Genomic DNA, 26,479 nt, shown 5'->3' with positions numbered 1-26,479 from the left:
GCACATAAAAAGTGGACACACTCAGCAGCATGCGGATGTTCGCCCGCGTAGCCGAAGAAGGCAGTTTCACCGCCGCCGCGCAACGCATGAATATATCGACGGCCGCGACCTCGCGGGCCATCGCCGCGCTCGAAGCGCATCTGAATACGCGGCTCCTGCATCGGAGCACACGGCGCGTGATCCTCACCGAGGCGGGCAAGCGCTATCTGCAGCGCTGCGAGCAGATACTCGCGTGCGTCGACGTGGCCGAAGCCGAAGCCGCCGATGCACAGTTGCGCCCTTCCGGGCACTTGCGCATTCATGCATCGACGAGCCTCGGGCAGTCGTATGTCGTGCCCGCCATCGTGCGCTATCGGGAACGTCATCCGGCGGTGTCCGTCGATCTGACGCTGTCGCAGCACACGCCCGATATCATCGACGAAGGCTACGATCTCACCGTGCAGGCGAGCATCGCCGAGTTGCCGGATTCGAGCCTCGTCGCGCAGCGCCTCGGCACGGTGCATAGTGTGCTGTGCGCGTCGCCGGCGTACTTGCGCGGGCACGGCGAGCCGCGCACGCTTGCGGAGTTGTCGCGTCATCCGTGTCATCAACTCGTCTCGCCGCTCTTTCCGCGCGATGTCTGGACCTTCGAAGGCCCGAAGGGCACGGAGACCTTCGCGCTTGCGAAGACGAACTTCGGCGTAAATGTCGCGGGCGCGCTGGCGGTCGCGCTGCGCGAGGGCGTGGGCATCGGCGCGCTGCCGATGTCGACGGCGAGCAAGCTGCTCGAAAGCGGCGCGCTCGTGCGCGTGCTGCCTGACTATCGATTGCAGGCGCTCACGCTTTACGCGCTGTATCCGTCGCGGCAGTATCTCAATGCGAAGGTCAGGACGTTCGTCGAGTTCGTCAAGGACGTGGTTCCGCGGATACTGGAGAGCGATGCCGCTCATATCGATGCGCCGCGGGAGAGCTGACATTACAGCCTGAAGTTTTCCTTGATCGTGGCGATGAGCACGTCGATCGCGTCGCTTGCACGGCCGGTGCCATCCCGCATCAAAACGACTTCGTGATCGCCGATATGCGGAAGCATGTCCAGCACTCGCATATCTTCGCTGACGCGCGCGCGGTCGAGCAGCGTCACGGCAAGCCCCGACTCGACGCAGGTCTTGATGACCTGGCTCGACGCACTGTCGAGCACGACGCGCCATTTGCGCCCGGCACGCTCGAGCGCAGTCGTCATTGCCACACGATAGGGGCACGGCTCGCCGTATAACGCCAATGGAAGCGGGCGGTCCTCGGCCAGCACGAAGGTCGAACTCCCGACCCAGACCGGCGTGGTCATCGTCAGGACATCCGCCGGTCTGCTCGCTTTGACGGGTTGAACCAATAACGCGACGTCGAGCTTGCCGCGCGTCACCCAGTCCCGAAGCTTGAGGCTCGGTGCGGTTTTCACTTCCAGCACCACATTGGGCCAGCTGACCGCGAAGCCCGGAAGAATATCCCGGACGATATGCGCGGCATACTCGTCCGGCACGCCGAGCACGACGCGTCCCGCGAGCGTTTTTCCCTGAATTTCCCGCAGCACGCGGTCATGCGCGCTCAACAGCTCGCTCGTACCTGCAAGCAGCCGTTTGCCGAGCGCGGTCAGCGTGACGGACTGGTTGTCCCGGTCGAGCAGCCTGCCACCGGCGATGGCTTCGAGGCGCTGGATATGAATGCTGACCGCAGCCGGGCTTCTATGCACATGCTCGGCCGCCGAGCGAAATTTGCCGAGCCGGGCCACCGCATGAAAGGTGCGCAAGAGTTCGATATCGAGGACCGATTCCATGATGGTTCAACCGTATTGAACGACCTCATCAGTATATTTTGATTTTCTAATCGCCGATCGCAGACTACGCTGGACGCATGACAAAAGTTTCGCGACCCGGCCTTGCCTCGAATCCGCCTGCCATTGATGCGCTACGCCTGCCTTTGCCGGCATTGGAAGCGCTGATGGTCGTCGCGTGGAGTTCGGGCTTCGTCGGGATGCGATTTTCCACGGACTACGCGCCGATGTTTCTCGTCGTGCTGTGGCGTTGTGCGGTCATTTCGATCTGCCTGCTTCCCTTTGTCTTGCGGGAAATAATCGGCGCGCCGCCATCCGTGGTGGCGCGGCAGGCTGCAATCGGCTTGTTCGCGTTGGCAGGCTATATCGCAGGCGTTGGGAAGGGGATCGAGCTCGGCGTATCAGCGGGTCTTTGCGCGCTGATTGCCAATCTTCTGCCGGTTGGCACGGTCGTCATTTCATCCCTGGTTCTCAGGGAGCGCAACTCGGGCCGGACATGGGCGGGCATGGCGCTCGGGCTGGCCGGGGCAATCATGGTCAGTCATGACGCGTTGACCCTCGGCTCCGCTCCTCGTTGGGCATACGCCTTGCCGGTCGCGGGCATGATGTCGCTGGCGGTGGCCACGGTCTGGCAGCAACGGACCGCCTCTCGCACCGGCTCGCTGAGTCTCTTGTGTACTCTCTGGATACACTGCGTCGTGTCATGCCTCGTGTTCTTCTGTCTGCAGCGTTCGCAAGGGAGCGTGATGCCGATCGCGACCACCGGCTTCGCCGCCAGCGTTTGCTGGACGGCGGTCATCTCGACACTTGGTGGTTACGGGCTGTACTGGGTATGCCTGCGGCGGTCGTCGCCCGCACGCGTGTCGAGCGTCCTGTTCCTGAGTCCTTCGGTCACTTTCGTATGGGCGTGGGCACTATTCGGAGAGCCGCTCTCCTGGCCGATGCTCGGCGGAACGATAGTCTCCGGCCTGGGGATCGTCGTGATGACTCGACGGCCGCGCGACGGCCGCGCGGCTCGACAACTCTGAAGCCGCCAACTTTCCGCGCGGCCTCGACGCAATAACCGCTTCGGGCCGCACGTCAATCCGCCGATGGCTCGCACTCGCTGACGAAGGAAGATTTGGCGGCCGGCCGCTCCAGTGCGGCAAGGCGTTGCAGCGCTAACAGACCGAGCACGGCGAGCCCGCATCCCAACGTGAAGTCGGCGCTTACCCCGGCATGGTCGACAATCGAACCGCCCACTGCGGACCCGGCGGCGATGGCGACCTGAATGATGCTGACGAACATCGCCGAGCCCGCTTCGGGCATGTCCGCCGTGCCGTGCTGAATCCATACGCTGAAGCAGAGCGGCAGCGCGCCGAAGGCGACGCCCCAGAGCAGCATCCCTGCTGCTTCACCTACGATCGAATGGTCGAGCACCAGCATCGACGATATGGCGATCAGCAAGAGCAAGATCATCGCCGCGACGGACTTTTTCAGGTGGTTCGCAACCGCCATCGACATCAGCGCATTCGAAAAGAATCCCACCAGGCCGAATCCGAACAGCAGCAGCGTAATACCGCGCACGGAGAAATCCTGCTCCAGCAGCGGCGCGATGTAGGTGTATGTCGAGAAATGCGCTCCGAACACGAGCGCGACCATCAGCAGACTCCACCGGGTTTGCGGACGCCGAAGCAATGTTTTGAAATCGGAAACGCGCAGCGCCGACGCAGACGGCAGCGACGGCACGAGGAGCGCCTGTGCCGCAAGGGCGAGCGCCACGAGTCCCGCGGTCGCGGCGAACGAGGCTCGCCACGACGCGAACGAAGCGATGAACGTGCCGAGCGGCACGCCGATGACCGTTGCACACGTGACGCCCGTCAGAATGGTAGCGGTGGCCTTTGCGGCATCCTTCGGTTCGACGAGTCGGGGCGCAGCGGCCGTCGCCAAGGTCCAGAATCCACCCAGCGCGGCGCCGAGCAAGGCGCGGCCAGCGAGGAGAACCGGGAAACTCGTAGCGATTGCGCACAAAACGTTGGAGATCAAGAGCACTGCCGTCAACAGCAGAAATACGAAACGGCGGTCCATGCGTCCAGCACCGGCAATCAGCGCCGGCGCGAATATGGCGGCCATGATTCCAGGCATCGTCACCATCAAACCGGCAACGCCAGGCTTGACGCCGAGGTCGTGCGCAATCTGACTCAGAAGCCCGACCGGCAAGAACTCGGCCGTGACGAAGGCGAATGCGCTGACAGCGACCGCGACCACGGAAAGCCATTGGCGCAACGATGTGGTCCTTCCATATGGCGACGCTGATGTCGCAGGCGTATCAATTTGCATAATGACGAATCCGAGATTGAGCCTGCCACTCTATGCGGACTCCGGCGCGGGAAAAAGCATTGCGCCCTGAACAGACAAGCCGACGTGGACGAACAATCCCCGTATCGTGGTGCAAGAGCGTCGGCTGGAACCTCGGGGCGCAGTCGCGGCTCGCGACCTTGCATATCTGACTCCGTATGTGTCGTTGCTTCTCGCCGTACCGACCGACTCGCCCGGAAACGCTTGCAGGAGCGCCCGTGGCGAAGCCGGGCAGCTTGGGAGTACTCTAACGTTGCTGGACCTACATCTTTGGACGGAGACAGCACAATGCGCACCGCTTCAGAAGCAACGTCCGGCCTTGAAGGGCACACGCCCGAGTCGCTGCAAACGCTCGCCTCATACCTGGAAATATCTCTGGAAAAGGGTAAGTGCGTGGTCATGATGCGCCGCGATAAAGACATTTTCGCGGTGTACATCGGCAATCCCGCGGACGAGGACGTCAAATTGACGAGCCAGGGCACGGTTGCGACGGCGGTAGCAGAGGAAATACTTGAACTGACCCAGGTCGGGTTGAATCGGATGACAGTCGGCGATCAGACGTATCGCTTCTTTCGAAGCTTTACGCACGTCTCCGACGCTGGCGCGGTGGTATTTGCGCCGACCTAGGCTGTCATAGACGCGGCCCGTTATATTCACCGTGCTTATCCAGCGCGACGAATTTGCATTCGCGGCGCGCCGCAACGCATGGATCGCCGAGGAGAGTATGCATTTCTCAAAGAGACGATCGAGCCCGCGCCGGTCCTGGATTTCGCCGCACGCAAAGGAACGCGTGAACGAACGATGTTCCCTCTCGACAACCGCCCTTCGCACCATGATCGACGCAGGTCGATGCATCTGGCTCGGCGGAACTTCGGCGAACAGGGGCCTGAACCTCATCTACAGCAAAGCGGATGATTGCTGTTTCGTCGTCGTGCAAGACACGGGCAACCATGCTGTCGTGACGGTTCTACCGCTCTGGATGTGGAACAACGGCACGTTGCTGGAGAGTTCATCGCAGGCGGAAGAAGCGCGAAGGTTGGCGCTCGAACCACAGCCGCCTCGGCGGGACGGAAAGCGAATGAGACGTCAACCGCAACGCCCGGGCGGATTGTTCGGGCGTCGACGATGACGCTCGATCAGTCACAGCCTGCGGATCGGAGTCAGTCATCCTGCTTTCGCTCCCTCTTCTTGCGCACGAGACTCACCTGCCCGTTGCGCTCGAGTATCGCCGAATGCACTTCTTCGAGATCGAGCGTATGAAGTTCCTGTCTCGCGGTCTCGAATACGTCGGTTTTCGTGATAAGTGCGGCCGACATCTGATTTTCGTTGAATCGGCCATCCTTGAAGACTTCTCGTTCCACGCCGACCACGAGCGACTCCAGTCGGGGCGAATGAATGCAAGCCCACGCGAGCGCCCGATGTATGAGCACGATGACGAGCGAAGCAACCAGCGTCGGCGCTGCCGGAGAAGCACCGACAATGACGCGGCTCAACGTGGCGCCGAGAAGGATCCCGACCACATAATCGAAAGGAGAACGCTGGCCGAAGGACCGTCGACCAGAGATTCGAATGAAAACAAGTGCCGCGAAAAAAACGACGACCGTTCTGGCCGCCATTTGCAAGGCATCGAGGTCCCTGCCTTCTCCGAATATCGCTACGAGGATGTTCATCGTGTCCTCCGGTAGAGCGAGCAAGCAAGGCCAGAGGTCTGCCCGGCTTGCCGTGGAGACGGTCTTTGTCAGCGTCAGTCAGCCGGGCCGAGATATCCCGGAAGCCCGCGCGCAGCTTTTGTCTTCGCGAGTTCCACGCCTTTCTCGACGAGCGATGCGTACTCGGCATCGCTTTCGGGCGGCGGCAAACGGCTTCGCAAGAAATCGGACCAGCGGAATTCCGCCAGCGGAACAGTTGTCTTTTCATAGCCGCCCGCGTCGCGCACCGACGCCGACAGACTCCGAAATTCATCGTCCATCAGTTCCCACACATGGTCCCGCAATTCGGCGAACGCGACGCGCCTGCTCTGCGCGTCGTAGGGATACGTCCAGCGATTGTTTTCCATCGTCAGCCAGAAGTCGGCTTTGCTTAATGATGTGAGGTCACCCACCAGAACGACGGGCACGCTCTTTATCGCGGCGCGCCACAGCGCGGTCGCAACGTGATGATGGTCGATGACATACGGTGCGCCGCCGGGACCGAGCACGACAGGAACCGGCTTTTCGGCGATGGCCATTTCCAGATCATGGCCCGACAGCGACTCGTAGACTTTCGTCTTGTCGAGGATTTCCCGAAAACCGTGCGTCACCTGTGTGGGACGCAAGAGGTCGATTCTTACTCTCTTCATTTTTGCCTCCCCGCAATACCCGAAACACGCGAAGCCCAATCGTACGAACGAGAATTCAGGCCTCTGACCACCGGGAGCAGAAACCGTGCCGACGCTTTGGTGTAGTAGGCTAATCGTCCGGAGCCGAAATTCCAACACCCCGGTAGTTCTGACTGATCCTGTCGAAGCCCTAACTCGGACGCGTACGCAGCAAACATGGAAAACATAATCAACGCAGTGGATTCCGACGAGGCACTGGCGCGCGACATCGGCGCTGTTGCGCGTATCGGCGCCGTCCCTTCGATGCTGAAGATGATCTGCGAAGAGACCGGGATGGGCTTTGCCGCCGTCGCACGCGTGACCGATGCAACCTGGACCGCGTGCGCCGTACTCGACAAAGTAGGATTCGGCCTCAAGCCGGGCGGACAACTGCAACTTCACTCCACGCTTTGCTTCGAATCTCGCGCCGCGCGGCTGGCGATCGTCATCGACGACTTCACGCAGAGCGAGAAGTATCGCGACCACCATACCCCGGCGATTTACGGCCTGAAAAGCTACATCTCCGTCCCGATCGTATTGCCGGGCGGCGAGTACTTCGGCAATCTCTGCGCGATCGACGCGAGCCCGGCGGCCGTCTCGGATCCGAAAATCGTTCGTATGTTCGAGGTCTTCGCCAATCTGATCGGCATGCAGTTGGACAGCGAGCAGAGGCAGCGGTCGACCGAATCGCAATTGCTTCTCGAACGTGAAACGGCCACGTTGCGCGAACAATTCATCGCCGTTCTGGGCCACGACTTGCGCAGCCCGTTGTCGGCCGTCAGTGCGACAGCTGAGCTATTGAGCCGCCGCAAAGCGGAGCCCGACATCGAGGCGATCGGACAGCGGCTGAAGCGCTCGGCTTTGAGAATGGCCAGACTCATCGATGACGTGATGGACTTCGCGCGCGGCCGCATGGGTTCCGGCATGGTCGTCGCACTGGCCGACGAAAGCGACCTTGGCGTTCACCTGCGAGCGGTCGTGGACGAACTGTGCATGACGTATCCGTCGAGAGCGGTCGATTGCTCGATCTCCGTGGAGGGGCCGGCTCGCTGCGACCTCGCTCGCCTTCAGCAGCTCATGTCGAATCTGCTCGCGAATGCGCTGACGCACGGTTCGCCAGATGCGCCCGTGGTCGTGCGCGCTATCGTCGAATCCGGGACACTCGTACTTTCGGTGTCGAACGCTGGCGAGCCGATTCCACCGCAGGTGCTCCAGCGCGTATTCGAACCTTACTGGCGGCCGAAAACCAGCGCACCGGGCGGAGGACTGGGCCTGGGACTGTACATCTGCAAGCAGATCGTCGAGGCACATGGCGGCACGCTGGAAGTGTGCTCGTCGATCGACGACGGTACATGCTTCACCGCGCGTATTCCTTTGTAGGTGAGCAGGCGCTGTTTACCATGCAAGGGGACGCGTTGCGAAAGCGCCTTCGGTGCGCTCGTCGAAATTGTCCTTCTGCACGCCAATCAATCCGATCGTGCGACGCCGGGCTGAATCGACTTCGCGTCCCCGACGATATCGAGATTCCAGTCGCCCTGTTCGTACCAGTCGTCGCCGAGCAGTTCGGCCGGATGCTGCGTGCGGCTCGAACCGTTGCCGCAGCGCAGGGCGTCCGTCGCGCAATAGTGATCGCAACCCCAGCAATTACGCTCGGGATGTTTCGGATTCAGCGGAAAGCGTTTCGACATCGTCTTGATACTCCTTCAATGACGGCCTGCGAGCCGGCGACATCGAGACTAGTACCGAACCCCTTCGCAGCCAATAGGAATGCGACGATCGCTCGCCGCTTCCCTCGAAACACGCCGTTTCGGTTTTCAACATGCCGCCGGCGCGCCTTTCGTCGCGCCCGTGAGCATCAGTGCGATGAGATCGCGCACGCTGCGGATCGCCACGCCGAAAGGCAGCGTCTCGCGTCCACGGAAGAACAGGCCATTGCCGAGATCGCCGCGTGATCGTCTCCGCTAGTCGCGCGCGCCTTGCTTACCGCCCGGCCGGCACACCTGCTTGTCGATCTCGGCGCGCAGCCACTCGCGAAAGAGCGCGACCTGCGGCGCATCGTCCTGGCCGGTCCGCGTGACGAGCCAGTAGGACTGGTGCCCGTCCACCTCGACATCGACGATCGGCACGAGCGTGCCCTGCTGCAACTCGGGCGCGATCATGTGACGATCGGCAATCGTGACGCCGAGGCCGTCGACGGCGGCGCGAATCGCATGATCGAGCAGATCGAACTCGTAGCCGCCGCGCGTATCGACGTTATCGATATTCGCCGCCTTGAGCCAGTGCTGCCAGGTGAGATACCGCTGATCGCTGGCGGCGAGCACGTGCAGCAGCGTGAATTCGTTCAGGTCGATGCCGGATGAATCGCGCTCGCCGAGAAGCGCGGGCGAGCATACGGCGATATGCCGCTCGTTCATCAGCAACTGATTGTCGAGCCCGTCCCACTCGCCATTGCCGAAGCGAATCGCGCAGTCGAGCGCGCCCGATTCGACGAGATCGTCCTTGCGGCGCGTGGTCAGCGAGATTTCGAGGTCCGGCGCGGCCGCGCGCAACGATTGCAGGCGCGGCATCAGCCAGCGGCTCGAAAACGTGGGCGGCGCGTTGATGCGCAGTCGCCTTAAATGCGTTCTTTCCTGAATGCTGCGCACCGTCAGCTCGATGCGGTCGAACGACATTCTGAGCGCCTGCAGCAAGTGCCGCCCCGTCGCCGACAACTCCAGATGATGATGCCGGCGCAACAGCAGCGGCTCGCCGAGTTGCGTTTCGAGCTGGCGCACCTGGCGGCTCACCGCGCTTTGCGTCACATGCAGCATCTCCGCGGCGCGCGTGAAGCTGCCGGTGTGCCCTGCCACTTCAAAGGCCCTCAGCGCGTTCAGGGCCGGCATTTTTCGCTTCAAATCGGTCTCCCTTCCTTGCGTTTGCTGCGTGCATTGAACACGCATCCACGCCGGAATAACGCCGCCATGAAGCGACATTTTACGGATCGAGGCAAATTATGCCGCTTCGGATCAGGCGATCGCGGCAGGCTCCGCCGGCGTCGGGACTTGCCCGACGACCGTTCGCGCGTCGTCCAGAATCATGTCCGCGCCTTTCTCGGCGACCATCATGACCGGCGCATTGAGATTGCCTGACGTGATGTTCGGAAAAATCGACGCATCGACGATCCTCAGCCCCTGCACGCCATGCACGCGCAAGCGCTCGTCGACGACCGCCGTGCGCGCGTCCGGGCCCATCGCGCAGGAACCGCACAGGTGATAGATCGAGCCCGATTGCTCGCGGAAGTACTCCAGCATGTCGGCGTCGCTCTGCACGTCCGGTCCCGGCGAAATCTCTTCCGCGGTGATCGCGCGCAGTGCGGCCGAGCTCATGATCTTGCGCACGAGCTTGCTGCCCTGCACCGCTTCGCGGATGTCCCTCGGCGTCGTCAGCGCGTTGATCCTGATCTTCGCGGCGTCTTCCACGCGGCTGGACGCGATCTCGATCGATCCACGGCTCGTCGGCCGGCACGGGTTGAAGCACAGCAGGAAGCCCGAATACGGTTCGGGTTCGAGCTGCGCCTTGCTGCTCTTCGGAATGCGATACGAGAGCGGATTGAAATAGAGCTGGAGGTTCGGCTGCGCCTCGTCGTCATCGCCCTTGAAGAAGCCGCCCGACTGGTTCACGCTCATCGAAAGCGGCCCCTTGCGCGAGCTCAGATAACGCATGGCGGCCTTGACCTTGCCGAAGAGCGAGCCGAGCTCGTCGTTGAGCGTCTCGACCGTCGCGCGATAGTAGAAGCTCACGCACAAGTGATCCTGCAGATTCCTGCCGACGGCCGGCAATTCATGCACGAGCGCAATGCCGTGCCGCGCGAGCAGCGCGCCGTCGCCGAGACCGGAAAGCTGCATCAGCTTCGGCGAATCGACCGCGCCCGCCGACAGAATCACTTCGCGCTTCGCACGGAATTGCAGCGCTTCGCCGTTGCGCGATGCCATCACGCCCGTGGCACGCTTGCCGTCGAACAGCACGCGGCTCACGCTCACATGGCGCTCCACGCGCAGGTTCTTGCGCCCGAGCACCGGATGCAGATACTCGAAGCTGCTCGACGAACGCTCGCCATTGCGTGCGTTGATGTCGTAGATGGTCGCGCCTTCGTAGTCCTCGCCGTTGATGTCGCCCGTGACGGGAAAACCCGCTTGCCGCGCGCCTTCGAGGAACGTGCCGCAGATGGCATGCGCGCCGTCTTTCATCGACGAAATCCTGATCTTACCGTGCGCGCCGTGATACGGCGTGTCGCCGGCCCAGTGCGATTCGAGGCGGCGGAAATAGGGCAGCACGTCACGGTAGCCCCAGCCCGCGTTGCCCGCGCGCGCCCAGTCGTCGAAATCGTGCGGCTGGCCGCGCACGTAGATCATCGCGTTGATCGAGCCGGAACCGCCCTGCACCTTGCCGCGCGGACAATACAGCGAGCGGTTTTTCAGTTGCGCTTCCGGCTCGCTGTAGTACATCCAGTTGTATTCCGGGTTGTAGTAGGTCTTCGTGAAGCCAACCGGAACCTTGAACCAGAACGAATCGTCCGCGCCGCCCGCTTCGAGCAGCAGCACCGAATGCTCGCCGGACTCGGTGAGGCGATTGGCAAGAATGCAGCCCGCCGATCCGGCGCCCACGATGATGTAATCGAATTCCATGCTCTTCATGCTTTCTGTGCCCTGCGTTCAGCCCTTCGCGGGCGCGAGATCCTTCACGTCGGCGGGCCTGGCCGCCATCTGCAAGTGCAGGCGCTCGCCGGTGTACGGCGTATGCGCCCGCACGACATCCATGTTCAGTTCGACGCCCAAGCCCGGCTCCGTCGACGGAACGATGTAGCCCTCTTCCCAGCGGATCTTCGACTTGAGCACCTCGGCGTGGAAGCCGTCCCATGTGCCGATGCTTTCCTGAATCAGGAAGTTCGGCGAGCACGCGGCGATCTGGATGCTCGCAGCCGCACCGACCGGACCGTTGTAGAGATGCGGCGCGATCTGCGCGTAATGGACCTCGGCGAGGCTCGCGATCTTCTTGGCTTCGAGCAGACCGCCCACCCGCCCGACGTTGAATTGCAGGATCGACGCCGCGCGCGCTTCGAGCAACTTGAAGAACTCGTATTTCGTCGTCAGGCGCTCGCCCGCGGCAATCGGAATACTGGTTTTCGCGGCGACTTGCGCCATCGCGCCTTCCTGCCCCGGCGGAACCGGTTCTTCGAACCACAGCGGATCGAACTTCTCGAGCCGTTGCGCAAGACGAATCGCCGACGACGGCACCATCTGCCCGTGCGTGCCGAACAGCAGATCGGCCTTGCTGCCGACAGCCTCGCGCACCTTGCGGCAGAACGTCTCGCAGCGGTCCATCACTTCGAGCGAAATCTGATGGCCGGAATACGCGGTGTACGGGCCGGCCGGATCGAACTTCACCGCCGTGAAGCCGAGCGCGACGTTATGCGCGGCGCATTCGGCGGCGAGATCGGGATCGTCGTAGTCGTATTCGCCGCGGCTGTTCTTCGGGTATAGATAGGTGTACGAACGCAGGCGCTCGTGCACGCGGCCGCCGAGCAGCTCGTAGACTGGCTTGCCCGCCGCCTTGCCGATGATGTCCCAGCATGCCATTTCGAGGCCGCTGACGACGCCCATCATCGTGAGATCGGGGCGCTGCGTGAAGCCGCTCGAATACGCCTCGCGATAGAAGCGCTCGACATGGTGCGGATCGTGGCCGAGCAGATAGCGTTCGAACACGTCTTCGATGACCGGCGTCATCGCCTTCGGATGGAACGTCGCGGAGTAGATCTCGCCGACGCCCTCGATGCCGCACACGGTGCGCAGCTTCACGAAAATCCAGTACATGCCGCCGACGTGCGGCGGCGGCACCGCGACAATATGCGTTTCAAGTGCGGCGATTTTCATTGTTGCGCTCCCACTTTGTTCAGTCGATGTTTGAAGACGAGGCCGGCCACGCCGCCCAGCGCGGACATGACCGCGATGTAGCCGAAATAGAGCTGATAGCCATGCGCGCCCGGAAAGTTCTGCGTGAGATAGCCGTTGATGAGCGGCAGCACGGCATCGGGCGAATAGCCGATCATCGAAACGAGGCCGATTGCGAGGCCCATCGTTTCGGCGGGCACCTTGCATTGATCGAGCAGCGACCAGTAGAGGCCGCGAATCGCATACGTCATCACGCCGATGAAAAGCACGATCACCGTGATGAGCACGTGACTGCCGATCGTGGGCGCCGCCATCAGCAGGAGCAGCGCGCCGGCCGCCGCGAACAGCGCGAACACGAGCACGGAGGACTTCGAGGAGCGGTCGCCGAGAAAGCCGCCGCCGATGCCGCCGATCGGGCGCATCCACAACTTGGCCGTCGTGATGAAGCCCGCCGCGACCACCGACAAGCCGATTTCCTTCTCATGCAGATACGCGGAGAAGCTGTACGTCGCCCAGAACACCTGATAGCCGCAGAACACGATGGCCGACAGCAGCCACAATTGCGGATTCTTCAGCAGCACGGCGAGATCGCGGAACACGTTGCGCTTTTCTCGCGCGCCTTGCGCGGGCTGCGCGCCTTGCGGGTCGCGCACGAGGCCGAGCACGACGCCGAGCCCGATGCACAGGAACGCGTACATGTAGACGACGAGCCGGAAGCCCGCGACAGCCGACTCGCCGCGCGTCTGCGTCGTCCAGGCGAAAAGACCGATCGCAAGCGTCGCGAGCAGCGCTTCGATCAGGCCGCGGCCGCCATCGAGAAAGCCGAAGAAGCGGCCTTGCTCGTCGGCGGCGGCGATCATCTGCACGCGCTTGATGATCGCGGCCCAGAACGTGAGACCCGTCGTCAGGCCCCAGCCGCCGAAGATCGCGATCAGCGAGCCGAACGACGGCGCCGTGGAATACCACAGCCCGAGCGCGCCCGTCGCAATCAGCGAAAAGCTGATGAGCACGCGCGGCGCGACGCGATCCGCGAGCCAGCCGCTCGGCAGATAGCAAACGAGGAAGATCGTGCCGAGCGCGGAGTAGAGATAACCCAGTTGCGCTTCGGTGATGTGAAAGACTTCGAGCATCGTCGGCTGATAGACCTGCCGCAGATACAGAATCGGATAGATGGCGCCAGCGGCGATCACGAGCAGCGCGAGCTGGATATAGCGGTCGGCGCGCGTGCTTTCGCGCGGCGCGTTGACGCTTCGGCCGGATTGAGCGGGATTCGATGACACAGGCGTGCTCCTCGAAGGGCAGCGGCGCGCGGCATGTCGATGCCGCGCGGCTGAACCTTCCATATGTTCTTGTTGAGGGTAAAAAGCGGATGCGGCCGGCACCGGCCGCGAGAATCAGTACTTCATGACGACGAGACGCGTCTGCGTGAACTCGAGCATGCCGTGCTTGCCGTCGTCGCCGCCGATGCCGGAGCGCTTCCAGCCGGCGTGGAAGCCCTGATACGGATCGGCGGGCGTGCGGTTGATGTAGAGCTCGCCCGCTTCGATCGCGTTGGCGACCTTCATCGCCGTGCGGTAGTTCTCGGTGTAGAGCACCGACGAGAGGCCGAACTGGTGGTCATTGGCCATCGCGAGTGCTTCGTCGATGCTCGCGTACCCGAGCACCGCGAGCACCGGGCCGAAGGTCTCTTCCTGCACGATCTCCATGTCCTGACGGCAGTTCGAGAGCAGCGTCGGCGGATAGAAGAAGCCCTTGCGATCCGGCACCTCGCCGCCGGTTTCGAGCGTCGCGCCCGCTTCGATCGCGCGGCGGACCATCGCGTGAATGCCGTCGCGCGATGCCTTGTTGACGAGCGGTCCCATGTTGCTCGCGTCCTCGTGACGGTCGCCGATGCGCTTCGCCATCATCTGCTCGCGCAGCAGGCCGACGAACGCGTCGTGAACGCTCTCGTGCACATAGACGCGCTCGATGGCCGTGCAGAGCTGACCGCTATGCGTGAGCTTCGATGCGACGAGTTCGCGCGCGGCCTTTTGCAGATCGGCGTCCGGCTCGACGATCGCGGGCGTCTTGCCGCCGAGTTCCAGCGAAGGCTTCGCGATGTTCGCCTTGCAGTAGTCGAGCACCTTGCGGCCCGCGTTGACACTGCCCGTCAACGTAATCATGCCGACTTTCGGATGCGTGCAGACGGCTTCGGCCGTTGCGTGATCCATCGCGAGAATATTGACCACGCCCGGAGGCAGCGCCGCGCGCTCCACGGCGCGCGCCAGCTCGAACGCCGACAGCGGCGTGTTGTTGCTCGGACGCACGACGACCGTGTTGCCCGCGATCAGCGCTGGGGCGATCTTGCGCATCAGCGTATAGATCGGGAAATTGAACGGAATCAGGCACGCGACGACGCCGATCGGCTCGCGATGCAGCACGAGATTCTCGTTCGGCGTATCGCTCGGAATGACTTCGCCTTCGATACGGCGCGCCCATTCCGCGTGATAGCGCGTGATCTGCGCGGCGTAGACGGCTTCGTTGGTCGCATCGAGCAGGCTCTTGCCGGACTCTGCCGCGAGCGCCGCGCCGATCCCGGCTGAGGCTTCGACGATGGCGTGGGCGAGACGCTGCATGTGCTCGCCGCGCTCGGCGGCGGGCATCACGCGCCACAGACGCTGCGCGCAGGCGGCCTGTTCGACGGCCAGGAGCGCCTGCTCGCGCGGCGCGTCGTGGACGTGCCCCACCACTTCTTCGGTCGCGGGATTCAGGATGGCGGTGACGTGCTCGCTCACGGGCTCGATGAAACGTCCGTTCACAAAATTGCGTTCTGGCTTCATGTCTGGCGGATTCCTTGGTCGCTCTGCGTCATGCCGCCCGGTTGCCGGCATGTCGGGCAACCGCTGCGACAAGGCAACGCATCTGCGGCGCATTCTTCCGCGCCTCGCGCTGCAACGACAAGCGAAGAATTTTCTGGAAGAACATTCGCAAAACTCACGCTTGCTGTTCGACTAAATCCTTTTGCAGCCGCACTTGCATCGCGCACAATCCGTCGCTCGCGGTCCCGTCCACATCGATGGTTTGGACTTCTTGACGAATAAGTAAAAGACTTGAGACTTTCATGAGAAACAAAGCAATTTCCCTGGCCGCGCTCGCGTGCATCGCAACATCAGCTCATGCTCAAAGCAGCGTCACGCTGTACGGCATCCTCGACGAAGGCTTCGATTACACGAGCAACGTCGGCGGTAATCATGTCTATGAGCTCACGAGCGGTTACGCCGCAGGCAGCCGCTGGGGCATGCGCGGCGTCGAGGAACTCGGCGGCGGCACGAAGGCGGTGTTCCAGCTCGAAAGCGGCGTGAACCTGAGCAATGGCGCGGCGGGGCAAGGCGGACGCATGTTCGGCCGGCAGGCGTACGTGGGCGTGAGCGACGACCGTTTCGGCTCGCTCAAGCTCGGCCGCCAGTACGATTCCGTGGTCGACTATCTCGCGCCGACGACAGCCAACGGCAACTGGGCCGGCTATCTCTTCGCGCATCCGTTCGATAACGACAACACCGACAACTCGTTTCGCGTGAACAACACGGTCAAGTACGCGAGCCCGACGCTCGCGGGCTTGCGCTTCGGCGGCACGTATAGCTTCAGCAACGACGCGAACTTTGCGGCCAACCGGCAGTACAGCGTCGGGGCGTCGTATGCCAGCGGCGGCTTGCTGGTCGGCGCGGCCTATTTGCGCGCCGACGGCACGGGCTCGAATGCGAACGGGGCAATCGCGACGAACGACGCGAGCTTCATCGCCCGGCGCATGCAGATCTTCGGCGCGGGCGTGAACTACACGTTCGGCAATGCGACCGCGGGTTTCGCGTACACGAATTCGAGTTATCGCGATCCGTCGACGAACGGCTATATCGGCTTGCCGCTCGCATCGGCGGGGAACACTTTGAAGAACCTGAAGTATCAGAACTTCGAAGTGAACGGGAAGTATCAGTTCACGCCGGCCTTCTTCGTCGGCGCGCAATACGTGTATTCGATCGAGACCTACGATTCGACCGCGGGCACCGTGAAGCCGCACATCCATTCGGCCGGTCTGATGGCGGATTATTTCCTGTCGAAGCGCACTGACGTTTATCTGCAGGGCGCGTATCAGAAGATCGCCGGCACATCGACCGGTTCCGTCATGGATCAGGCGTTCATTCCGGGCACGCAGGGCTTGTCCTCGAATTCGGAGCAGTTCGTCGCGCGGGTGGCGTTGCGGCACGCGTTCTGACGCTCACGTCGGAGCAACCGCCCGGTGCGTCTCGCGCACCGGGAAATCCTAAGCATTTCCTAAGCTTCCCTCCGCTACGCTTGCGGCTTCTCTGAACGTGAAGACCGCAAGATGAAGCCAGCGCCATCCGTCGAGCGTCGACAAAAGCCATGACTGCCCGGAGACACGCCATGAGGGTATTGCTCGTCGAAGACGACCGCATGATCGGCGAATCCGTGCAGGACGAACTGCGCGAGAGCAGCTACGCCGTCGATTGGGTGCGCGACGGCAAGCTCGCGCTCACGAGCCTCACCACGCACGTCTACGATGCGATCCTGCTCGACCTCGGCCTGCCCGGCGCCGACGGCCTCGACGTGCTGAGCGCCGTGCGACGCGGGGCGCATCACGTGCCGCTCATCATCATCACCGCGCGCGATTCCGTCGAAGCGCGCATTCGCGGCCTCGATGAAGGCGCCGACGACTACCTCATCAAGCCCTTCGACATCGCCGAACTGAAGGCGCGCATGCGCGCCGTGATCCGCCGCCGTGGCGGACAGGCCGCGCCGCTCATGACGAACGGCGTGCTCACGCTAGATCCGGCGACGCGCGAAGCCACGTGCGGCGACATCGCGACGCGCCTCTCGAGCCGCGAATTCGCGCTGCTGCAATCGCTGATGGTCCGCCCCGGCGCGATCCTCTCGCGCGCGGAGCTCGAAGATCGCATCTATGGCTGGAACGAGGAAGTGGAAAGCAACGCGGTCGAGTTTCTGATCCATTCGCTGCGCAAGAAGCTCGGCGCCACCGCGATCAAGAACGTGCGCGGCGTGGGCTGGATGGTTTCGAAGGAATCGTGACGCGTTCGCTTCAGTTCAGGCTGTCGGCCTGGCTGTCGGCGCTGATCGTCGTGATTGCGGCGGCGGGCGGCGTGATCGCCTTCAAGACGGCGCTTCACGAGGCGAACGAGTTGCAGGACGGCCAGTTGAAGCAGATCGCCGCACTCGTCACGCCGCGCACGCTCGCCGTGATGCGGCGCGAAGCGCTCGCCAAGGTCGACGGCGCGGACGCGGAATCGAAGCTCGTGATTCAGACGATCGCCGAGCGCGCGCCGCTCGCGCTCCCACCCGGCCTGCCCGATGGCCTGCAAAACGCGATCGTCGACGGCACGCCGTGGCGTCTTGCCGTCACCACGCTCGACGACGGCACACGCGCCGTGATCGGCCAGCAGACGGCGGGCCGGGACGAGATCGCCCGCAACAGCGCGCTCGCCACCGTGATGCCCTTCGCCGCGCTCGCACTCGTGCTGCTCGTGGCGCTGCATCTGATCGTGCGACGCATGTTCCGGCCGCTCACGGCGCTGTCGGCCGGTCTCGACACGCGCCCCGAGCACGATCTGTCCGCGCTTTCCGGCGACGCGCTGCCGAGCGAGATCGCGCCTTTCGTGGTCGCAATCAACCGGCTGCTCGCGCGCGTTGAAGCGTCGGTGGCGTTGCAGCGCCGCTTCGTCGCCGATGCCGCGCACGAATTGCGTTCGCCGCTGACCGCCTTGTCGTTGCAGGCCGAGCGGCTCGCCGCATCCGAATTGCCGGACACCGCGCGCCAGCGGCTCGATGCGCTCCGGCGCGGTCTCGCGCGCACGCGCTCGCTGCTGCATCAATTGCTGACGCTCGCGCGCCTGCAGCAACGCAACGACGCCGACACGGCGCATCTGCGCGTGCAGGAAGTCTTTCGCAACGTGCTGGAGGATCTGATGCCGCTCGCGGAAGCGAAGGACATCGACATCGGCGTGTCGAGCGTCGATGACGTCCACATCCGCGCGCCGCAAGCCGATCTCACCATCATGGTGAAGAATCTCGTCGATAACGCGATCCGATACACGCCGCCGGGCGGGCGCGTGGACCTCTCGACGGGCTTGGCGAATGCGCGGCCGTGGATTCGCATCGAGGACAGCGGTCCCGGCATCGCGCCGGAGGAACGCGCGCGCGTCTTCGATCCGTTCTATCGCGTGCTCGGCAGCGACGAGGACGGCTCGGGCCTCGGCCTTTCCATCGTCGGCACGATTGCGGCGCGCATGGGCGCGAAGGTCGAACTCGCGGATGCCGCGCCGCGCGGGCTCGTGGTGACGGTCACGATATGAGCGGTTTCGTTCGAGGAATTCTCCGGACACATGCGGCCCGCGTGAGGACATACGCGAGCCGCATGTCGGGCGCATGTGCGGCATGCTATCGTCGATGCGTCTTCCCGATGGGCCATTTCGATGCCGCCATCATGAGTCAAGTGCGCTATCCCCTCGGACCCGACGACCGGGTGCATCTGATGTGCTGGCTCACGTGCGGACTGCTCGGCGCGTATTACATCGAAGGCGACTGGCCCGATACCTCCTTTCAGGTGCGCGCGGCGCATCGCTGGCTCGACCGGCACCATCGCGCGGCGGAGTGGATCGAGACCGCGCGGCTTTCGGCGGCGGCGCAGGCACTCGCCGAGCGCTTCTCGACGACGCTCGACGCCGACGCCTCGCGCGGCGACATCGAGCGCATTCTCGAAGGCGAGGATCTCGACTACGAATGCGCGCTCGTGCAGCGCATCTATCACGAGTGCCGGCTCGAGCTGACGAGCCGGCGCAGGCCTTCGCAATAACGCAAGGCTTCTTCCCCTCGGACTTTTCCGCGCAGCGGCGATAAATTTTCATGCCACGTCGCGCACGGGTCCCGACGCGTACCGCGTTCGGGCCCGGACATTTTCTCGACCGGCACGAATGTGCGGAACCCCACATTGGCGCACGGGGCGCGGGCGCTACCATCGGCGCACCTGCTCGCACGTCGATGTTCGCGCCTCCCGGCGGTGTCCTGGATCGTCGGGCCGAAAAGCGGCTACACCGTCAGCGGCCAAGAACGATGAGAACAATCGACACCGACCGGAGGTCGTCATGCAGCGCAACATTCGTCCGTTTCTTCCTCGAACCCGGATTCGCCGCACGCGTGTGCGGCCGCTCGCGATGCTCGTGCCGCTCGTCGCGGGCCTGACGTGCGCCAATCCCGCAGGCGCCGCGCCGCCCTTGCCCGACGGCGGCCGGTTCGTCGCGGGCAGCGGCGCGATCAGCGGCGGCGGCAGCGGCCCGTCGGTCACGATCAGTCAGACATCCACGCGCGGCGTCATCGACTGGACCAGCTTCTCGATCGGCAGCGGACGGCAAGTTACGTTCAACAACGGAACCGGCGCGACGCTCAATCGCGTGAGCGGCGGCGAAGCATCGGTGATTTTCGGGCAGCTGAGCGCAACGGGCAGCGTGTATCTCGTCAATCCGCAGGGCGTGCTCGTCGGCCCGGGCGGTGTCGTCGCGACGGGCGGCCGCTTCGTCGCATCGGCACTCGACATCGACAACGGCGCGTTCATGCAGGGCGGCCCGCTCACGCTCTCGGGCGGCGGCGACGGCATGGTCATCAATCTCGGCACCATCGGATCGAGCGGCGGCGACGTGTTTCTCGTATCGCGCACGGCGGCGGTGAACGGCGGCCGCATCAGCACGCCGCAGGGCACGACGGAAATCGCGGCGGGCAATCAGGTGCTCCTGCGCGATGCGTCGGGCGGACAGCAGGTCTTCGTGCAGGCGGGCAGCGGCGGCACGGCGATGAACGGCGGCATGATCCAGGCGGCGCAGGCGAGCCTCCAGGCCGCCGACGGCAATGTGTACGCGCTCGCGGGCAACAGCGCCGCGACCCGCGCGACCGGCACCGCGACGCGCGACGGCCACGTCTGGCTGGTCGCGGACCAGGGCACGGTGCATGCGAACGGCACGATCGGCGCGATGAACGCGGACGGCAGCGGCGGCACGGTCGAGACGCGCGGGAACGCGCTCGACATCGTGGGCGCGAATGTGCAGGCGCGCACATGGAAGCTCGGCGCGCCGACTTTCACGGTCGATCAGGCCAACGCGGACTCGCTCGCGCGCAGTCTCTTCAACGGCACATCGGTCGATGTCGAAGCCAGCGGCGGCGATCTGACCGTGGGCGGCAACGTCCAGTGGAACGGCAATGCATCGCTCACGCTCGGCGCGGCGCATGGCGTGGCGATCGGCGCGGGCGCGACCATCGGCAACGCGGGCAACGGCAATCTGACGCTGCGCGCGGACGCGGGCGGCATCGACAACGGCGGCAGCGTGACGAATGGCGGCACGATCGACTGGTCGAAGAGCGGCGGCATCGTCAGCGCGCTCTATGACATGAACGGCAGCTACGCGCCGGGCACGCTGCTCACGAACAGCGGATGGACGGCCGCGCCGTATAGCGGCCTCGTCTCGCAGACGACCGCGTACCGGCTCGTGAACACCCTCGCCGATCTCTCGAACATGTCGAAAGACCTCGCGGGCAACTACGCGCTCGGCAAGGACATCGACGCGAGCGCGACCGCCTATCCGAACTCCTTCACGGCGATCGGCGCGACGCGGACGCCTTTCACCGGCCAGTTCGACGGCTTCGGCCACACGATCGACAAGCTCGCGACCGTAGCGAATCTGAACGACGACCGCTACGGCATGTTCGGCGTGATCGGCGCGAGCGGCGTCGTGCGCAATCTGAATCTCACCGACGCCAGGACGGGCGACTATTCATCGGGGGCGTTCGGCTTGCTCGCGGGCCAGAACAACGGTCTCGTCACCTACGTCAACACGACGGGCGGCGTCGGGCAGAACGGCTTCGGCGGCGCCGGCGCGGGCGGCCTCGTCGGCGTGAACAACGGGGTTATCGAACGGTCGTCGAGCACGGCGGATGTCGGCTATCAGATTCCCGCGGGCGGGCTGGTTGGCGTGAACAACGGCACGATCGCGCAGTCGTTCGCGACCGGCACGACCTACGCCGGGACGCATGGCGAGACGGGCGGGCTCGTCGCCTTCAACAACGGACTGATCACGCAGTCGTACGCAACGGGCGACGTGGGCGGTTTCGGCGGCGGCGGCGGAATCGTGTATGCCAACGGCAGCACAGGCGTGATCAACGAATCGTTCGCGACCGGGCAGGTTGGCGGCGGCGGGCCTCCGGGCGATCCGGAAGGCGGCATCGCGGCGTACAACCAGGGCGCGATTCACAACAACGTCTACTGGAACAAGGACACGACGATTCGCACGCAAGCGGCGGGGTCGAATTCGGGCACCGTTCCGCCCGATTCAAACGGGCTCAGCACCGCGCAGATGAGCAACCCGTCGAACTTCCTCGACTGGAACATCCCGTCGGGCGGGGTCTGGGCGATGCCGGCAGGGGCGACGCATCCTGTCTTGCAGTGGCAGCAGGCGCAGCCCTGAAACGCGTGCAACTACACCGCTGGACGGCGCGGCGCGCAGTCCGGCGCGCTAGCTCCCGATCACGAGAAAGATCTCGCCGACCGGCGCCTTCGATCCATTCGGCACCACGGCCTTCAGCGGAAATCCATAGGTGCCGCGAAAGCTGACGAAGCGTCCGGCCTGCACGCGAATCCCCGCTCCGACGCTCGCCAGCGACGCATTATTGACCTCGCCGAATTCGGCGATGCGATTCCACACGTGTCCCGCGTCGAAGAACACGAACGGCTGCATCGCCGCGATGCCCGCCGATATCGCCGGCGCGCGCAGTTCCGTCTGCAGGTTCCATCCGCGATCGCCCTGCGCCGCATACGGCTCATAGCCGCGCACGGTGGCATCGCCGCCCAGCCCGAGTTCCTCGCTGGGCAAGAGCGTGGTGCCCGTCCACTGAACGAGCCCGCGCGCCGCCACCGAAAAGCCGGACTTGCCGAGCGGCATGTCGCGTTGCGCCGACAGCTGCATGTACTGATAGCGGGGCGTCGCGCCGAGACGCGCGGCATCGTACGCTTCCTCGTTACTGTTGCTGTCGAAATAGCCCGGACTCACGAAGAGCGATGCGTTCAGATGGGTATCGCCGGAAGCATCGCTCTTCAGGAGATCGTAGGCGATGACCAACTGATGAATATGCGTGTTCGCATTGAACACCTGAAAGCCGCCGAATTCGAGGTCGTTGTTCGAGCGCTTGAAGTCGTAGCCGAGCTGCACTTGCTGTTGCCACGCGCCCGCGTGATCGAGCGGCGGCAAGCGCCAGTCGTACCGGAAACTGATCTGCGCGCTGATGCCGGTTTGCCCGTAACTGTCGGGCAGACGCGGCGTGCTCTGCGCGAACACGCCGAACAACTCGAGGCGATCGAGCCACGGCAACGGCGCGACCGCATTGAACGCGTGCGCGATGTAACGCGGACGATCGGGCCGCCCCTCGATATCCGGATTGCCGCTCAGCAGATCGTTACTCGCGGTCATCTGATAGCCGATGCGCGCATCGATGCCGAACAGATTGCCGTAATCGAATCCCGCGAGAATGCGATCGCGTCCGAGATCGCGCACGCCATCGTTGTTATAGCCGCCGTAGATGCGAAACGGAAAGCGATCCTCGGTTTGCAGCACGACATCGGTCGTATCGCGCGCGGCGCCGGGCGCATAAATCACGTCCACGCGCCGATACGGATTCGCGTTGAGCAGCGCAAGCCCCGAGGCGACATCGCTTTCATGGATCGGCTCGCCGCTCGCGAGCGGCATCTCGCGCGCGAGCAGCGCATCGGAGAAATAGCGATTGCCTTTGGGTATCACACGCCCCGCGCGAAACTCGGCGATGGCGATCTTCACGACGCCATCGCTCACGTCCTGCTCGGGCACGTACACATCGACGAGCGGCTGGCCCGCGGCGCGATATCGCTGCACGACCGCGCGCCGTATGTCGGCGAGGCGCGCGAAAGTCAGAGGCGCGTGGAGATCGGCCGAAAAGCCCTCGAGAAAATCGGGCGTGAGGACAGGCAGGCCCGTCGCCGTGATCGCGCCGCCCGCAGCCGATTGCGTCGTTGCGGATGCGCCATCCGCGCGCACGAACGCGATGCCGCGCAGATCGCGAATCGCGACATCGTGCGAACCGCCGGCCGGCCCGGGCTGCGACGGCGACGTGCGCGGCCGTTCGACGGCAGGCGGTGCGATCGGCGCGACATCGCGATACGACTGCGCGGCGGCATCGGGTGCATGAACGATGCAGACGATCGCGGCCGACAGAACCGTCGCGGCAATGCGTGCGCGAATCAATCGTTCAGGCGCGCGCGGCGATCATGAAGCATGTATCCTCCGGCGTTCGTCGCGTGGGTCGGCTTCGCATGGTATCAGCGATGTCGCGGTACGTTTCATGCAGCAAGCGCATTCGTCGCGCTTTACGTAGAAATGACGCGGCGCCTTGCGCGACATGTAGAAATCACCGGCCTCGGGCGGGACGCATCTCATGACGCGCCACCCGCTTCACTTCTGAACCCTCAACCCATCTATGATTCGAAAACGGTCGACTCGATGAACCGCCGAAACCGTAATACCAGGACAGGGATGGACAAAACCTCCACCGCAGCAATCACCGGCTCCGACATGCACGATGCGTCCATCGACGCGCAATGCGCGCGCGAGCCGATCCACATTCCCGGCGGCATTCAGCCCCACGGCGTGCTTTTCGGCGTCGATGCGCACTGCCACATCGTGCAGGTGAGCGCCAACGTCGCGCAGTTCGCGCACGTCGCACCCGACGCTTGCCTCGGCCGCGCGCTGTCGGCGGTATTGGGCCAGCCCGCAGCCGAGCGCGCGAGCGCGGGCCTCGCGCAGCTCACGCGCGACGGCGCGACGATCCATGTCGGCAACGTCGTGCTCGACGGCTGGACGACGCACGGGCCAGTGGCGATCGTCGTGCATCGGCATGAAGGGCTTTTGTTCGTCGAAGTCGAACCGGCGCAGGACACCGCCGATGTGTTCTCGACGATCTATCCGCTCGTGCGCTCCTTCGTCACCGACGTGCAGTCGATGCGCACCATCGAGCAGCTCTGCCAGTTCGCCGCGGATGAAATCGCGCGCATCACCGGATTCGGGCGAACGCTCGTCTACCGGTTCGATGAGGAAGGCAACGGCAACGTGCTCGCAGAAGCCGTGGAGCCTGGCTATCCGTCATATCTGAACCAGCACTTTCCGGCCTCGGACATTCCGGCGCAGGCGCGCGAGCTGTATCGCAAGAACCGAATCCGGCTCATTTCGAACGCCGATTACGAAGCCGCGCCGCTCGTGCCCGCGCTGCATCCGGCGACCGGCCGCCCGACCGATCTCACCTACGCGTCATTGCGCAGCGTGTCGCCCGTGCATCTGCAATACATGCGCAACATGGGCACGCTCGCATCCATGTCGATGTCGATTCTCGTCGACGACAAGCTGTGGGGCCTCATCTCCTGTCATCACGCGACGCCGCGCCTGCCGCCGTTCGAAGTGCGCACAGCATGCGAGCATGTCGCGCAGATCGTCTCGCTGCAAATCGAGGCGCGCGAGTCGCAGGGCGAAGCGCATTACCGGCTCGAACTGCGCCGCATGCTGTCGAAGCTGCTTTCGTCGATGGCCAATACGGACAGCTTCGTCGACTCGCTCGTCGAGGACGCGTCCGATCTGCTCGGCTTCACGCGCTCGTCGGGCGCGGCGGTGATCTTCGAGGGGCGCACGTCGCTCGTCGGCCTGACGCCGGGCGAGCACGGCGTCACGGCGCTCGTCGACTGGCTCGACGATCAGAGCGAGGACGTGGTCATGTCCGACCGCGCGTCGCAGGAATGCCCCGCGCTCGCCGATTCGCCGGACGTTGCAGGTTTTCTGGCGGTGTCGATCTCGAAGATCTACCGCAACTATGTGATCTGGTTTCGCCGCGAAGTCGTGCAGACGATCGAATGGGCCGGCGACCCGCGCGCGAAACTCACGGGCCTCGCGGACTCGCTGTCGCCGCGCGTGAGCTTCGATACGTGGACGGATGTCGTGCGTCATCGCTCGCTGCCGTGGCGCGCCGCCGAGCGCGAGATTGCGCTGGAATTTCGCGCGGCGGTGCTCGGCATCGTGCTGCGGCGCGCGGAGGAAATCGCGCAACTCGCGACCGAGCTCGGCCGCGCGAATCACGAGCTCGAAGGGTTCTCGTACACGGTGTCGCACGATCTGCGCGCGCCGCTCAGGCATATCGTGAGCTTCGCGGACCTGCTCAAGCAGATGGATGGCGACAAGCTGTCGGAGCGCGGGCGCGGCTATCTGGAGCGCATCGTGACATCGGCGCGTTTCGGCGGCCGTCTCGTCGACGATCTGCTTTCATTCGCGCAACTCGGCCGTGCGGCGCTGCGTCCGCATAAGGTCGATGTCTACGCGCTCGTCCATACGGTGATTCAGAACGATATCGACGAGCACGCGTCGGCGCGCGTGCGCTGGAAGGTGGACGCGCTGCCGTCCATCGAAGGCGATCTGGTCTTTCTGCACGTCGCGTTCGCGAACATCATGTCCAACGCGGTGAAGTTCAGCGCGCAACGCGAACAGCCGGCGATCGAGATCGGCGCATACGAGGGCACGGGCGAGCTGATCGGCCACGTCGTCTATTTCGTGCGAGACAACGGCGCGGGCTTCGACATGCGCTACGTGGACAAGCTCTTCGGCGTGTTCCAGCGCCTGCACGTCAACGAAAAATTCGACGGCACCGGCATCGGGCTGGCGAACGTGCGGCGCATCATCGAGCGGCATGGCGGCAAGGCCTGGGCCGAAGGTACGCCCGATCGGGGCGCGACCTTCTACATGGCGCTGCCGAAGCAGTTCCGCCCCGAGAGCGGCGTGCGCCGCGACACGGCCGCGACCGCGCTGGCACGCCTCGCCGCGGGCACGGGCGGCGCGGGGCATGACATCGACCAGCTCATCAAGCGTTCGGAGGAAAAAAGGTAACGCCTGAAGCAAAACGGCCGCGATCTCGTCGATCGCGGCCGTTGCGTTTCATGACGCC

At 64.1% G+C, this 26,479-nt stretch carries 21 protein-coding genes and 1 pseudogene; 10 read left to right on the top strand and 12 right to left on the bottom strand.

All coding sequences use genetic code 11. The annotated features are described in order from the left end of the window. Positions 1 to 11 precede the first annotated feature (11 nt). Positions 12 to 953, top strand: coding sequence for a LysR family transcriptional regulator (locus NCS58_RS25445; RefSeq protein ID WP_061116193.1), 942 nt, complete (start codon positions 12 to 14; stop codon positions 951 to 953). Between the two features lie 2 nt (positions 954 to 955). Here NCS58_RS25445 and NCS58_RS25440 read toward each other — a convergent pair whose 3' ends face one another. Then, positions 956 to 1,807, bottom strand: a complete 852-nt coding sequence (locus NCS58_RS25440; protein ID WP_061116192.1) for a LysR family transcriptional regulator — start codon at positions 1,805 to 1,807, stop codon at positions 956 to 958. A 77-nt stretch (positions 1,808 to 1,884) separates the two neighbouring features. Between NCS58_RS25440 and NCS58_RS25435 the strand changes: the two genes are divergently transcribed. Further along, a complete protein-coding gene (locus tag NCS58_RS25435) occupies positions 1,885 to 2,832 on the top strand; it encodes a DMT family transporter (RefSeq protein WP_250477775.1) in 948 nt (315 codons plus the stop codon). Positions 2,833 to 2,884: 52 nt separating this feature from the next. On the opposite strand, the gene NCS58_RS25430 is transcribed toward NCS58_RS25435, so the two are convergent. Then, the gene (locus tag NCS58_RS25430; protein ID WP_061116190.1) at positions 2,885 to 4,123 is read right to left on the bottom strand and encodes an MFS transporter; all 1,239 of its coding nucleotides are present in this window, start codon (positions 4,121 to 4,123) and stop codon (positions 2,885 to 2,887) included. A gap of 306 nt (positions 4,124 to 4,429) precedes the next feature. Here NCS58_RS25430 and NCS58_RS25425 point away from each other — a divergent pair, with 306 nt between their 5' ends. Next, entirely contained in the window at positions 4,430 to 4,768 is a 339-nt protein-coding gene (locus tag NCS58_RS25425; protein WP_061116189.1) for a hypothetical protein, read from the top strand. 533 nt (positions 4,769 to 5,301) lie between these two features. On the opposite strand, the gene NCS58_RS25420 is transcribed toward NCS58_RS25425, so the two are convergent. Next, positions 5,302 to 5,811: a DUF421 domain-containing protein gene (locus tag NCS58_RS25420; RefSeq protein ID WP_061116187.1), complete on the bottom strand. Its 510-nt coding sequence runs from the start codon at positions 5,809 to 5,811 to the stop codon at positions 5,302 to 5,304. A 74-nt stretch (positions 5,812 to 5,885) separates the two neighbouring features. Further along, complete coding sequence (locus tag NCS58_RS25415) at positions 5,886 to 6,479, bottom strand: ParB-like protein (RefSeq protein WP_061116186.1); 594 nt, start codon at positions 6,477 to 6,479, stop codon at positions 5,886 to 5,888. A gap of 195 nt (positions 6,480 to 6,674) precedes the next feature. Between NCS58_RS25415 and NCS58_RS25410 the strand changes: the two genes are divergently transcribed. After that, positions 6,675 to 7,877: a GAF domain-containing sensor histidine kinase gene (locus NCS58_RS25410; RefSeq protein WP_250477774.1), complete on the top strand. Its 1,203-nt coding sequence runs from the start codon at positions 6,675 to 6,677 to the stop codon at positions 7,875 to 7,877. A gap of 86 nt (positions 7,878 to 7,963) precedes the next feature. On the opposite strand, the gene NCS58_RS25405 is transcribed toward NCS58_RS25410, so the two are convergent. From NCS58_RS25405 to aldA, 7 genes and pseudogenes are all read right to left on the bottom strand, one after another. Continuing rightward, on the bottom strand, positions 7,964 to 8,185 hold the full coding sequence (locus tag NCS58_RS25405) for a DUF3079 domain-containing protein (RefSeq protein WP_061116184.1): 222 nt from the start codon (positions 8,183 to 8,185) through the stop codon (positions 7,964 to 7,966). A 126-nt stretch (positions 8,186 to 8,311) separates the two neighbouring features. Next, a pseudogene (locus tag NCS58_RS25400) lies at positions 8,312 to 8,446 on the bottom strand (nitronate monooxygenase); the annotation flags it as partial. 12 nt (positions 8,447 to 8,458) lie between these two features. Then, positions 8,459 to 9,379 carry a LysR substrate-binding domain-containing protein gene (locus NCS58_RS25395; RefSeq protein WP_250477773.1) on the bottom strand — a complete coding sequence of 307 codons (921 nt, stop codon included), beginning with the start codon at positions 9,377 to 9,379 and terminating at the stop codon, positions 8,459 to 8,461. A gap of 123 nt (positions 9,380 to 9,502) precedes the next feature. After that, the gene (locus NCS58_RS25390; protein ID WP_061116503.1) at positions 9,503 to 11,161 is read right to left on the bottom strand and encodes a GMC family oxidoreductase; all 1,659 of its coding nucleotides are present in this window, start codon (positions 11,159 to 11,161) and stop codon (positions 9,503 to 9,505) included. Between the two features lie 27 nt (positions 11,162 to 11,188). Next, a complete protein-coding gene (locus tag NCS58_RS25385; RefSeq protein WP_250477772.1) occupies positions 11,189 to 12,406 on the bottom strand; it encodes a mandelate racemase/muconate lactonizing enzyme family protein in 1,218 nt (405 codons plus the stop codon). Further along, the gene (locus tag NCS58_RS25380) at positions 12,403 to 13,704 is read right to left on the bottom strand and encodes a nitrate/nitrite transporter (protein WP_061116181.1); all 1,302 of its coding nucleotides are present in this window, start codon (positions 13,702 to 13,704) and stop codon (positions 12,403 to 12,405) included. Before NCS58_RS25380 ends, NCS58_RS25385 begins: the two co-directional genes overlap by 4 nt. Positions 13,705 to 13,818: 114 nt before the next feature. Then, positions 13,819 to 15,243: an aldehyde dehydrogenase gene (gene aldA / locus NCS58_RS25375; RefSeq protein ID WP_061116180.1), complete on the bottom strand. Its 1,425-nt coding sequence runs from the start codon at positions 15,241 to 15,243 to the stop codon at positions 13,819 to 13,821. A gap of 281 nt (positions 15,244 to 15,524) precedes the next feature. Between aldA and NCS58_RS25370 the strand changes: the two genes are divergently transcribed. The 5 genes from NCS58_RS25370 (at position 15,525) to NCS58_RS25350 (ending at position 21,939) form a co-directional block, all read left to right on the top strand. Continuing rightward, positions 15,525 to 16,670: a porin gene (locus NCS58_RS25370; RefSeq protein WP_061116179.1), complete on the top strand. Its 1,146-nt coding sequence runs from the start codon at positions 15,525 to 15,527 to the stop codon at positions 16,668 to 16,670. Positions 16,671 to 16,840: 170 nt separating this feature from the next. Next, complete coding sequence (locus NCS58_RS25365) at positions 16,841 to 17,503, top strand: response regulator transcription factor (protein WP_061116178.1); 663 nt, start codon at positions 16,841 to 16,843, stop codon at positions 17,501 to 17,503. Next, positions 17,500 to 18,783: an ATP-binding protein gene (locus NCS58_RS25360; RefSeq protein ID WP_086960691.1), complete on the top strand. Its 1,284-nt coding sequence runs from the start codon at positions 17,500 to 17,502 to the stop codon at positions 18,781 to 18,783. Before NCS58_RS25365 ends, NCS58_RS25360 begins: the two co-directional genes overlap by 4 nt. A 131-nt stretch (positions 18,784 to 18,914) precedes the next feature. Continuing rightward, complete coding sequence (locus NCS58_RS25355) at positions 18,915 to 19,283, top strand: hypothetical protein (RefSeq protein WP_061116501.1); 369 nt, start codon at positions 18,915 to 18,917, stop codon at positions 19,281 to 19,283. A 289-nt stretch (positions 19,284 to 19,572) separates the two neighbouring features. Further along, positions 19,573 to 21,939, top strand: a complete 2,367-nt coding sequence (locus NCS58_RS25350; protein WP_061116177.1) for a filamentous hemagglutinin N-terminal domain-containing protein — start codon at positions 19,573 to 19,575, stop codon at positions 21,937 to 21,939. A 48-nt stretch (positions 21,940 to 21,987) separates the two neighbouring features. On the opposite strand, the gene NCS58_RS25345 is transcribed toward NCS58_RS25350, so the two are convergent. After that, positions 21,988 to 23,745 (bottom strand): ShlB/FhaC/HecB family hemolysin secretion/activation protein, encoded by a 1,758-nt coding sequence (locus NCS58_RS25345; RefSeq protein ID WP_061116176.1) that lies wholly within the window; start codon positions 23,743 to 23,745, stop codon positions 21,988 to 21,990. A gap of 288 nt (positions 23,746 to 24,033) precedes the next feature. On the opposite strand from NCS58_RS25345, the gene NCS58_RS25340 reads away from it, so the two are divergent. Beyond that, on the top strand, positions 24,034 to 26,421 hold the full coding sequence (locus NCS58_RS25340) for an ATP-binding protein (RefSeq protein WP_061116175.1): 2,388 nt from the start codon (positions 24,034 to 24,036) through the stop codon (positions 26,419 to 26,421). The last annotated feature ends 58 nt before the right edge of the window (positions 26,422 to 26,479 follow it).

It is taken from the genome of Caballeronia sp. INML3B (assembly GCF_023631305.1).
In the GTDB taxonomy this organism is placed as follows: Bacteria; Pseudomonadota; Gammaproteobacteria; order Burkholderiales; family Burkholderiaceae; genus Caballeronia; species Caballeronia turbans.
Note: the sequence above shows the minus strand (reverse complement) of the source record. Positions and strands in the feature narration are given on the sequence as shown.

Excerpts from the sequence above, each read along its gene's own strand:
- NCS58_RS25440 (WP_061116192.1), bottom strand. The coding sequence starts at position 1,807 with ATGGAATCGGTCCTCGATATCGAACTCTTGCGCACCTTTCATGCGGTG.
- NCS58_RS25435 (WP_250477775.1), top strand. The coding sequence starts at position 1,885 with ATGACAAAAGTTTCGCGACCCGGCCTTGCCTCGAATCCGCCTGCCATT.
- NCS58_RS25430 (WP_061116190.1), bottom strand. The coding sequence starts at position 4,123 with ATGCAAATTGATACGCCTGCGACATCAGCGTCGCCATATGGAAGGACC.
- NCS58_RS25425 (WP_061116189.1), top strand. The coding sequence starts at position 4,430 with ATGCGCACCGCTTCAGAAGCAACGTCCGGCCTTGAAGGGCACACGCCC.
- NCS58_RS25420 (WP_061116187.1), bottom strand. The coding sequence starts at position 5,811 with ATGAACATCCTCGTAGCGATATTCGGAGAAGGCAGGGACCTCGATGCC.
- NCS58_RS25415 (WP_061116186.1), bottom strand. The coding sequence starts at position 6,479 with ATGAAGAGAGTAAGAATCGACCTCTTGCGTCCCACACAGGTGACGCAC.
- NCS58_RS25410 (WP_250477774.1), top strand. The coding sequence starts at position 6,675 with ATGGAAAACATAATCAACGCAGTGGATTCCGACGAGGCACTGGCGCGC.
- NCS58_RS25405 (WP_061116184.1), bottom strand. The coding sequence starts at position 8,185 with ATGTCGAAACGCTTTCCGCTGAATCCGAAACATCCCGAGCGTAATTGC.
- NCS58_RS25395 (WP_250477773.1), bottom strand. The coding sequence starts at position 9,379 with ATGCCGGCCCTGAACGCGCTGAGGGCCTTTGAAGTGGCAGGGCACACC.
- NCS58_RS25390 (WP_061116503.1), bottom strand. The coding sequence starts at position 11,161 with ATGGAATTCGATTACATCATCGTGGGCGCCGGATCGGCGGGCTGCATT.
- NCS58_RS25385 (WP_250477772.1), bottom strand. The coding sequence starts at position 12,406 with ATGAAAATCGCCGCACTTGAAACGCATATTGTCGCGGTGCCGCCGCCG.
- aldA (WP_061116180.1), bottom strand. The coding sequence starts at position 15,243 with ATGAAGCCAGAACGCAATTTTGTGAACGGACGTTTCATCGAGCCCGTG.
- NCS58_RS25370 (WP_061116179.1), top strand. The coding sequence starts at position 15,525 with ATGAGAAACAAAGCAATTTCCCTGGCCGCGCTCGCGTGCATCGCAACA.
- NCS58_RS25365 (WP_061116178.1), top strand. The coding sequence starts at position 16,841 with ATGAGGGTATTGCTCGTCGAAGACGACCGCATGATCGGCGAATCCGTG.
- NCS58_RS25355 (WP_061116501.1), top strand. The coding sequence starts at position 18,915 with ATGAGTCAAGTGCGCTATCCCCTCGGACCCGACGACCGGGTGCATCTG.
- NCS58_RS25350 (WP_061116177.1), top strand. The coding sequence starts at position 19,573 with ATGCAGCGCAACATTCGTCCGTTTCTTCCTCGAACCCGGATTCGCCGC.
- NCS58_RS25340 (WP_061116175.1), top strand. The coding sequence starts at position 24,034 with ATGGACAAAACCTCCACCGCAGCAATCACCGGCTCCGACATGCACGAT.